This is a genomic window from Nostoc sp. FACHB-888 (assembly GCF_014696655.1).
GTDB lineage: Bacteria > Cyanobacteriota > Cyanobacteriia > Cyanobacteriales > Nostocaceae > Nostoc.
In genome coordinates this window covers 1-9139 of the sequence record NZ_JACJQM010000171.1, presented here as the reverse complement: position 1 = coordinate 9139, position 9139 = coordinate 1, and the positions used below count along the sequence as shown (strand labels likewise).

General features: G+C 42.2%; 6 protein-coding genes and 1 tRNA gene. 3 read left to right on the top strand and 4 right to left on the bottom strand.

Going from position 1 to position 9139, the window contains the following annotated elements:
* Positions 1 to 86: 86 nt before the first annotated feature.
* Both H6G26_RS35210 and H6G26_RS35205 read right to left on the bottom strand, forming a co-directional pair.
* Positions 87 to 284: a DUF2127 domain-containing protein gene (locus H6G26_RS35210; RefSeq protein ID WP_347242561.1), complete on the bottom strand. Its 198-nt coding sequence runs from the start codon at positions 282 to 284 to the stop codon at positions 87 to 89.
* A gap of 372 nt (positions 285 to 656) precedes the next feature.
* A tRNA-Ala gene (locus tag H6G26_RS35205) sits at positions 657 to 729 on the bottom strand.
* Positions 730 to 800: 71 nt separating this feature from the next.
* Here H6G26_RS35205 and H6G26_RS35200 point away from each other — a divergent pair.
* Positions 801 to 1718 (top strand): rhodanese-related sulfurtransferase, encoded by a 918-nt coding sequence (locus tag H6G26_RS35200; RefSeq protein WP_190735866.1) that lies wholly within the window; start codon positions 801 to 803, stop codon positions 1716 to 1718.
* A gap of 660 nt (positions 1719 to 2378) precedes the next feature.
* Here the strand turns inward: H6G26_RS35200 and H6G26_RS35195 are convergent.
* Together H6G26_RS35195 and H6G26_RS35190 are read right to left on the bottom strand one after the other, a co-directional pair.
* Positions 2379 to 3908: a SagB/ThcOx family dehydrogenase gene (locus H6G26_RS35195; RefSeq protein ID WP_190735868.1), complete on the bottom strand. Its 1530-nt coding sequence runs from the start codon at positions 3906 to 3908 to the stop codon at positions 2379 to 2381.
* 218 nt (positions 3909 to 4126) lie between these two features.
* A complete protein-coding gene (locus H6G26_RS35190; RefSeq protein WP_190735864.1) occupies positions 4127 to 4975 on the bottom strand; it encodes a M28 family peptidase in 849 nt (282 codons plus the stop codon).
* A 508-nt stretch (positions 4976 to 5483) separates the two neighbouring features.
* Between H6G26_RS35190 and dnaK the strand changes: the two genes are divergently transcribed.
* The gene (gene dnaK / locus H6G26_RS35185) at positions 5484 to 7568 is read left to right on the top strand and encodes a molecular chaperone DnaK (RefSeq protein WP_190735862.1); all 2085 of its coding nucleotides are present in this window, start codon (positions 5484 to 5486) and stop codon (positions 7566 to 7568) included.
* A gap of 160 nt (positions 7569 to 7728) precedes the next feature.
* On the top strand, positions 7729 to 8724 hold the full coding sequence (locus H6G26_RS35180) for a J domain-containing protein (protein ID WP_190735855.1): 996 nt from the start codon (positions 7729 to 7731) through the stop codon (positions 8722 to 8724).
* Positions 8725 to 9139 lie beyond the last annotated feature (415 nt).

The window sequence follows — 9139 nt, the reverse complement described above, 5'->3', positions numbered from 1 at the left end:
AAAGGGGGACTCTGATTCCGGTTCCCCCCTTTTTAAGGGGGGTTAGGGGGGAGCAATAAGTGCCTAAAATCACAGCCAACCACTTTTCAAACAACCTCTAAGGTTCGGGGATTTAAGTTGATTACTTCTTTTAAAAGCCAATCAATAATTATCGATTTACCTTCTAAAACATAATTTTTTGAAAAAATCTCTAGAGTGTGATAATTTTTTAATGTCAATAATAAAGTGAGTGAAGTAATCATAAGTAGCAACGCGACAAATGATTTGTAAAGAACAATTGCCACTAACCCCAATGGACGCTTTTTCAAACAACCCCCTAAGTAGGTAGAACCCAAACTTTGATTGAGTAGTTTTTAATGATGCCAACTAAGACGTTTATTGTAGCAATACTTAATCGCCGCACATTTTGCTTTTCCCAATAAGTAGACTAAATGTCCATTGCCTACAAAGTAAAATAACCCCATTACTTTATAAGGAATAGGGTTTAATTGACAATTGTCTGTGCGTAGGTGTAGCCCGCACTTCTCTACCAGATGCTGCGCGTAGCTTGCTTCCCCAAAGGGTTACGAAAAACTACTTCGGCTACGCTCAGGACAAGCTCAGTACAAGCCAGTGACGACCGTAGGCATAGCAGATGTAGGATAAATTACATCTAATGGAGGTTAGCGGACTCGAACCGCTGACATCCTGCTTGCAAAGCAGGCGCTCTACCAACTGAGCTAAACCCCCATAAAATTAAAATAGCAGGTAACTTTGGTTGCCGTCGTTATTGTAACTTATATTGTTCAATTACCAAAGGGATGAAGCCAGAAAATATCCAAGTTGTTGCAGCACTGTATAAATTTGTCAAGCTACCAGATTTTGCCGAGAAACGAGATCCTTTGCTGTCTTACTGCCAAGCACAAGGTGTCAAGGGGACAATTTTGCTGGCACAAGAAGGCATTAACGGTACAATTGCGGGTTCGCGTCAGGCGATTGATTCTGTTCTCAGGTTTTTGTGTACTGATCCTCGTCTAGCGGACTTAGAATACAAAGAGTCCCATACCAAAACCCCACCTTTCGAGCGGATGAAGGTGCGGTTGAAGCAAGAAATTGTTACTTTGGGATTGCCTGAAATTGACCCAAATGAACAAGTTGGCACTTATGTAAGTCCCCAAGAATGGAATGATTTGATTTGTGATCCAGAAGTAACCGTTATTGACACCCGCAATGATTATGAGGTGAACATAGGTACTTTCCAAGGAGCAGAAAATCCCCAAACTGGCTCATTCCGGGAATTTCCCCATTATGTGCTAGACCATCTCGACCCAAGTAAACACAAAAAGGTTGCTCTGTTTTGTACGGGTGGCATTCGCTGTGAAAAAGCCTCATCCTTCATGCTTGCTCAAGGCTTTGCAGAAGTCTATCATCTCAAGGGCGGCATTCTCAAGTATTTACAAGAAGTTCCAGCGCAGGAAAGTTTATGGAAAGGGGAATGTTTTGTCTTTGACGAGCGGGTAGCTGTCAGTCATGGGTTAGAGGGAGGAAGTTATGAGTTATGTTTCTGTTGTGGACGTCCGATTTCTGAGGAAGATAAGGTGTCTTCAAAGTATGAACAAGGTATCTCCTGTCCCTATTGTTTTGATAGCCTCACTGAGGAGAAAAGAGCGCGTCAGCAGGAAAAATGGCGGCACTACCAAACCCAAGTTGTTAATTCTAAAAATCGGGATGTGAGTTAATACAATTCGCAATTCGCAATTCACAATTCGCAATTACGTTTTGTGACGGGGATTTAGACCCCGACACAAAACCTGCTGCCTGTAGAGACAGGGGACTTAAACCCCCACCACTTGTTAAAGAAGAAGTTAGAAGTCAGGAGTCAGAATTCAGAATCAATATATTAAGATATTCAAACCCGCCACTAATTGTTTTGCACAATCTCGCTAAAAGGTTAACTATAAAATCGGGTACACTCCGATGAATTGAGTGTTTGATTTAACAAATATTCTGAAGTTGGTTTTTAGTTCAGTGATCTACAGGAAGAAGTAATTAAACACAGATAAATTTGCACCTCAGCAGAATAGGAAACCCTATAAAATAACATCGGTGTTAAGATTGAAATATACAAAGACTTGAAGAATTTAGCAACTTATTAACATAAAAAGTGATCACAAAGACAATTAAATATTTGTAAAATAAAAATCGTGTTTTTCTTAATTTTTGTAAGGTTGTTAATTTTTTGAGCCTGTAAAAATTGTCAGCAAAATTAAAATGGGGATGTTAGCACGGTAAAATCTAGAAACTAAAAATCTTTACATCATAGATTCATCCCCAGAAGTTGAGGTTAGGAAATGAACCGCAAAAAACACAAAGAATCTTTGTGTTTTTTGCGGTTTCTTTTATCTTGGGCGTCCCAATGTCGTGATATATAGAACAGCTTCATCGGCAGGAATACCCAAAACTTCATTTACTTGATCATCAAAGAAACCACCAATACCACTAACGCCTACATTTACGCGCATTGCGGCTAAATTCAGGCGCTGTCCCAAATGTCCGGCATCCATGTGTAAGTAGCGGTAAACGCGATCGCCATATTGTGCGATCGCAGCTTTCAAATCAGCTGTATGAAACAACACTGCTGCTGCATCCCGTCCTAATTCTTGCCCCAAACAGAGAAAATGTAACTCTCTCCGAAAGTTTTTAAAGCGAATTTGGCGTAATTCTTGGGCTTTGGGTGCGTAATAGTAACAACCTGCATCCAATCCTTTGACTCCCGAAACAGCAATAAATGTTTCTATTAAATTCAAATCAAAGTAATCTGGAGAAATATCTAAACTTTGGTCGATGTAATTTTGCGGTTGATAAGTGAAATCAAGTAAACCTTTCAATTCATCGAAGCTTAAATCATCACCATTGTAAGCGCGCGTAGAGCGTCGCTTATACATAGTAATTTCTAATTCTGATAGCTTTTGTCCCCAGTCTATAGGCGCAGTGGTGGTAGGAATTTTCAAACAGAAAGGAAAATTATATTTATCCTCTAAAGATTTTTCTTGTTTGATAGTTGGTAGATTGAGATTGCCCGTTACACCTGATTCGATCTGGGTGTGTCGATGGAAATATGGCAGCAATTCACCATCAGGAATTTGGGGATAACTGGTTTCGGTGGCGGAAGGTAAAGCAGTACATCCCAATGGCAAATTTTGATTGACATCTAACAAGTCTGCCAGAGGTAAGACTGCGATCGCACCTTCTTGTTGCGGATCAATATAAAGCAGATCGTTTACCGATTCATCCACAAAACCGCCGATTAAATGGGGGCGATAGTCAGTAATCGCACCAGCTAACTCGATATTGCCCAACAGGTGCCCCGTATCTAGAAAAATCCGCCGATAAGCCCGATCTTCATAGCGCCACGCAGAACGATAGAAAACCGCAGTCACAATAATTGCTAGTTGGGTATTTTCTAAAGAAGGATGCCAAAAACAAGCAGCTTGGAGAGTTTGCCAAACATCGCTTTCCCAATAATGCATCAGAGAATGAGTCCGACATTGGTAGTTATACAGGCCAGGTGGCAATAACGCCGTACCACGAGAAACCACATACACCTCGGCAGGGTATAGTCCGCCTGCACTGGGAGCAGCACGTAAATACACTGCGCTACCCATAGAAGGCATTCTCGCCGTCAATCCATAGCTGCGAAACAGCAGGCGTGAAAGTCTTTGCCACCATTGAGCATCTGGGTTATTAGCACCCTCTGCTTTTTCTTGGATATAGGGTTTGAGATCAAAAGTAGAGCCAATTTTGTACTCTTTGAAAGGTACTGGCTGTTTAGCCCAGTCTAACTGCTGACTTTTGGAGGCGAGAGTCTCAGGGTTATATTTAGTCCGTTCGTGGTAATGCTGGGCAATTGATTGGTGTAATTCTGGCATAGTACTTTTAATATCCTTAAGGCATCCTTTTTTTGATCTTGGCATTCTTCAGCCTCATTATTTCGTGTCAATTCGTACAATCCTCAGACTCACAAAGTAGTAATTGGTAACAACTGCATTGGGCATCTGGTGAAAAAGAATGTAGAGACGTAGCACTGCTACGTCTCTACAAGGATTCTGGATAATGCATATTTAATTTTTGGAAATGTCTAATATTTTCACAACTGCCGAATCGCAATTTCCAACCCTTCACATACACCGCTAAGAAAATCTAAATTTAAAGTAGCGATCGCATCACTAGCTTTGTGATAGTGGGGATTTCGCAAGAATGCCGTATCTGTCACCATCATTGCCGGATAGCCCAAATCCCAAAAAGGTGCATGATCGCTAAGTCTGGTTTGAGGAACTATTAAACCTCGATTCGGAACGGGTAGCCATTGACTAGATACGCCAGCTTTGCGAATATTACGGCTCATGCCAATTAAGTCAGGCAATGTCCGCAAATTACCAATTAAAGCAATAAAATCACCTCTGTCTGGGTAGAAGCGTTCCAGAGGAGGGGGGTAACTTTGAGAACCAGGCGTAGAATCGGTATAACCCAACATTTCTAGGGAAATCATTAAGCGTAGCTGTTGCTTTTGTTCGTGCAACAGGGCTGCATAGTCAGCACTACCCAGTAAGCCGTATTCTTCCATATCGAAAGCAACTAGCCTTAAGGGATATCTTGCAGGTTGAGCAGCAAACTTTCTCGCTAATTCCAGCAACACCGCCACACCAGTGGCATTATCATCAGCCGCTACTGTTCCCGGAACGCCATCATAATGAGCGCCAATTAAAATCGGTGGCAAATCCTTTTTTTGTCGTCTCCCTTGGCAAGGTAAATTTAATATCAAGTTCTTACAAGCTTTACCTCTGACTTCAAAGGTGTGGATTTCCACACTCCCCCATTGGGAAAATTGCTGGCGAATGTATTCTTGGACAAAAAAATGTCCAGCCGTTGCCATGTAAGGATCGCGTTCTCGCGCAATCTCAGCCAGGGAAGTTTGTAATCGCTCTGTTAAATTCAAATGTTTAAAATAGTGGCAATATTAAGGTTTTCAGGCACTCAAACAAGCAAAGCAAGTATTATTAAGGTGCATTTATAAACTTGCAGATAAAGTATATAGAAAGGATAACAAGAATAGAGGGTGCTTGGACATACCAATCATCGTCAATGCTATCCTAGTCTTGCAACTATCTGCTCTAGCTGAACTTCTTAGCTTATTGCCTTAATGATGACTATTATACCATTGAGAAAGAAGCAAGGGAGCAGGGAGCAGGGAGCAAGGGGGATAGAAAAGAATGGGGATTCCCCCTTTGTTGCGCTAGCTTACCGCAGGTAGGAAAACCACTTATTAGAAGTGGAAGGCTCAAACCCATGTTCCGCTCTGCATGAGTTAGCAGTCATTTCCCCCTGCTCCCTGCCCCCTTCCCCCTGCCTCTTTATTGAGGTGTTTTCATCCAATAGCACAAAGCTAGAGGTAGTTCCGCCCAATCATAATAAATATATAAGACACTTTAGGAGAAGAGTAACGCATGGGCAAGGTAGTCGGCATCGACTTGGGTACAACCAACTCAGTAGTCGCCGTTATGGAGGGTGGCAAGCCGGTGGTGATTGCCAATGCAGAAGGAATGCGAACAACCCCCTCCGTAGTTGGCTTTAGCAAAGAAGGCGAAAGGGTGGTTGGACAAATGGCACGGCGGCAAACCGTCCTCAATCCACAAAATACCTTTTTTGCAGTGAAACGTTTCATTGGGCGCAAGTATGCCGAACTCAGTCCAGATTCCAAGCGTGTACCCTACACCATCCGCAAGGACGAAATAGGTAATATTAAAGTTGCCTGTCCCCGTCTCAATAAGGATTTCGCCCCAGAAGAAATTTCAGCAATGGTGCTGAAGAAATTGGCCGACGATGCTAGTCGCTATTTGGGTGAACCAGTAACAGGGGCAGTGATTACAGTACCCGCTTATTTTAACGATTCTCAACGGCAAGCAACTCGCGATGCTGGCAGAATTGCCGGTTTAGAGGTGTTGCGGATTCTGAATGAACCAACTGCTGCATCTTTGGCTTATGGATTAGATCGAGGTGACACGGAAACTATCTTAGTATTTGACTTGGGTGGTGGTACTTTTGACGTGTCAATTTTAGAAGTAGGCGATGGCATATTTGAAGTTAAAGCTACCAGTGGAGATACGCAACTTGGTGGTAACGACTTTGACAAGGTAATAGTAGATTGGCTAGCAGAGCAATTTTTAGAGGCCGAAGGGGTAGATTTAAGACGCGAGAGACAATCTTTACAACGTCTGATGGAAGCGGCGGAAAAAGCCAAAATTGAGCTTTCTGCTGTTAGCGTCACCGAAATTAACTTACCTTTTATTGCTGCCGATCAGGAAGGCCCCAAACATCTCGAAACTCGTCTAACGCGTTCTCAATTTGAAGGCTTGTGTGGTGATTTGGTGGGGCGATTACGGACACCAGTGAAACGCGCCCTCAAAGATGCCGGACTCTCATCCAGAGATATTGAAGAAGTGGTGTTAGTTGGTGGTTCTACACGGATGCCAATGGTGAAGCAGCTAGTACGGGACTTAATTGGCATAGAACCTAACGAAAACGTCAATCCTGATGAAGTCGTGGGAGTGGGTGCAGCAATTCAAGCAGGAATTCTCGCAGGCGAACTTAAAGATGTGCTGCTTTTGGATGTCACACCGTTATCTATGGGATTGGAAACCATCGGCGGCGTGATGAAAAAACTCATTCCCCGCAATACCACCATCCCAGTCCGTCGTTCTGACATTTTTTCTACGTCCGAAAATAACCAGAATACTGTGGAAATTCACGTAGTCCAAGGCGAACGGGAAATGGCAGCAAACAATAAGTCTTTAGGACGTTTCAAGCTGTATGGTATCCCGCCAGCACCACGAGGAATTCCCCAAGTTCAGGTGTCATTTGATATTGATGCTAACGGTATTTTACAGGTAACAGCCCTAGATAGAACCACTGGGCGAGAGCAGAGTATCACCATTCAAGGCGCTTCCACCTTGAACGAGTCAGAAGTGAATCGGATGATTCAGGATGCTCAAAAATACGCCGATGTCGATCGCGAACGTAAAGAAAGAGTAGAAAAGCGGACTCGTTCTGAGGCGTTGATTTTCCAAGCAGAACGACAGCTTAGAGAAGTAGCACTGGAATTTGGTATGCAGTTTGCCCGAAACCGCCGCCAAAGAATTGATAATATTTGCCGACAACTAAAGGAAAGTCTCCAGGAAAATAGCGATCGCGGTATTGACCAAGCCTACGCCGATTTGCAAGATGCTCTCTATGAGCTAAATCGGGAAGTCAGGGAAACTTATGCTGAAGATGAAGATGACGACTTGTTTGGTACAATCCGTGACATCTTTACTGGTGATAAAGATAAAGAACGCGACTTTCCCAGAGATACATATCGGGAACGCGACTCATACAGTAAGGACTATGGCACAGATTACGGTAAAGATTATGGCAGAGACTATAGCCGAGACAGTCGTTCTTCCTCCTATGAAAGCCAAAGCCGTCCGCCACGCAAATCTCGTCCCAGCTACCAAGATAACTGGGATGACGAAGAAGACAATGATTGGTTGTAATACTCCTAATAAAAGTGAGAAGTGAGAAGTGAGGAGTGAAAAGTGAAGAGTCAGAAGTGAGGAGTTAAAAATTAAATCTTTCAACTCCTAACTCCTAACTCATAACTAATAATTCTTAACTCCTAAATTAATCAAAAATCTAAAATTTAAATCATTAACTATGCAAAATTTGCCGAATTTCCGCGATTACTACGAAATTTTAGGAGTATCTAAAGACGCCTCTGGTGAGGAAATTAAAAAGGTTTATCGGCGTTTAGCAAGGCAATATCACCCCGATCTCAATCCGGGTAACAAAGAATCGGAGGAAAAATTCAAGGATATTGGCGAGGCTTATGAAGTCCTTTCGGACTCAGCCAAGCGATCGCAATACGACCAGTTTAGCCGCTACTGGAAGCAAAAAGGCTTTGCGGGCAATAAACAAGCGCCAAAAGCTAAAACCTGGCAGAGTAACCCTAGTGATCGCAACGGCAATCAGGACGTAGATCCAAGCCAATACTCTGATTTTGAAAGCTTTATTAATCAAGTTATCGGCGTCAAAAATAAAAATACGGCAAGTAAGTCCAATAATGGTAATAATACCGATCCGTTTCGTTCCCCCAGAACAAAAGTTGCCTACACAGTTAGCACCCCACCTCGCACTACCCGTCGAGATATAGAAGCTAGATTAACGCTCCCACTAGAAAAAGCTTATCAAGGTGGTAATGAACGCATTCGCTTGGAAGATGGGCGATCGCTAGAAGTTAGTATGCCTCCAGGAATGGTAACAGGTCAAACCATACGTTTGCGTAACCAAGGGGTTGGTGGTGGCGATTTATACTTAAAAATTACCGTTAATCCTCATCCATTATTTAAGTTAGATGGTTTAAATATCCTCTGCCAAGTACCAGTTACTCCCACAGAGGCAGTTTTAGGAGGACAAGTAGAAGCACCAACTCTCGATGGGCCTGTAAAAATGACCATCCCTCAAGGAGTTAGGTCTGGTCAAAAATTCCGGCTAGGGAATAAAGGCTACCCCAGCGATGATGGCAAACGTGGCGATCAATTAGTGGAAATTCAAATAGTTACACCGAAAAATATTACTCAAGAAGAACGAGAACTCTACGAAAAGTTACGGCAAATTGAAACCTTTAAACCCCGTGCTGATTTACTGAGTTAGAGATGAGATAGCATATCCAGCTATTTACGAAAATAATTTGTAAGTAATGCTATAAGTCCCTTAATTTATCAATGGAGAAAAAATGCAATCAATATTTTAAGCCCTCTCATTTATTCGTAGAGACTTAACTATGAATTATGAATTATTTTGACCTCAACCTTCATCTTGAAAAATAGTTTTTATATCTTGTGAGTCGTGCAATATACGTGCAATTTTTATGCCTTCGTTTATTGGACGATAAAAAATTAAATAATTTTTTACCGGAAAACTTCGCAAAAAAGGTGCTAATTCAGACCCTTCTCTGCCTAATTGAGCAGGGTAAGCTCATCTAATTTGGTATAAATAAAACTTGACAAATTCCAGAAAATCAGCATAAAAGATTGTATAAAAAATAGACTTGACGACTGAGCAAGAC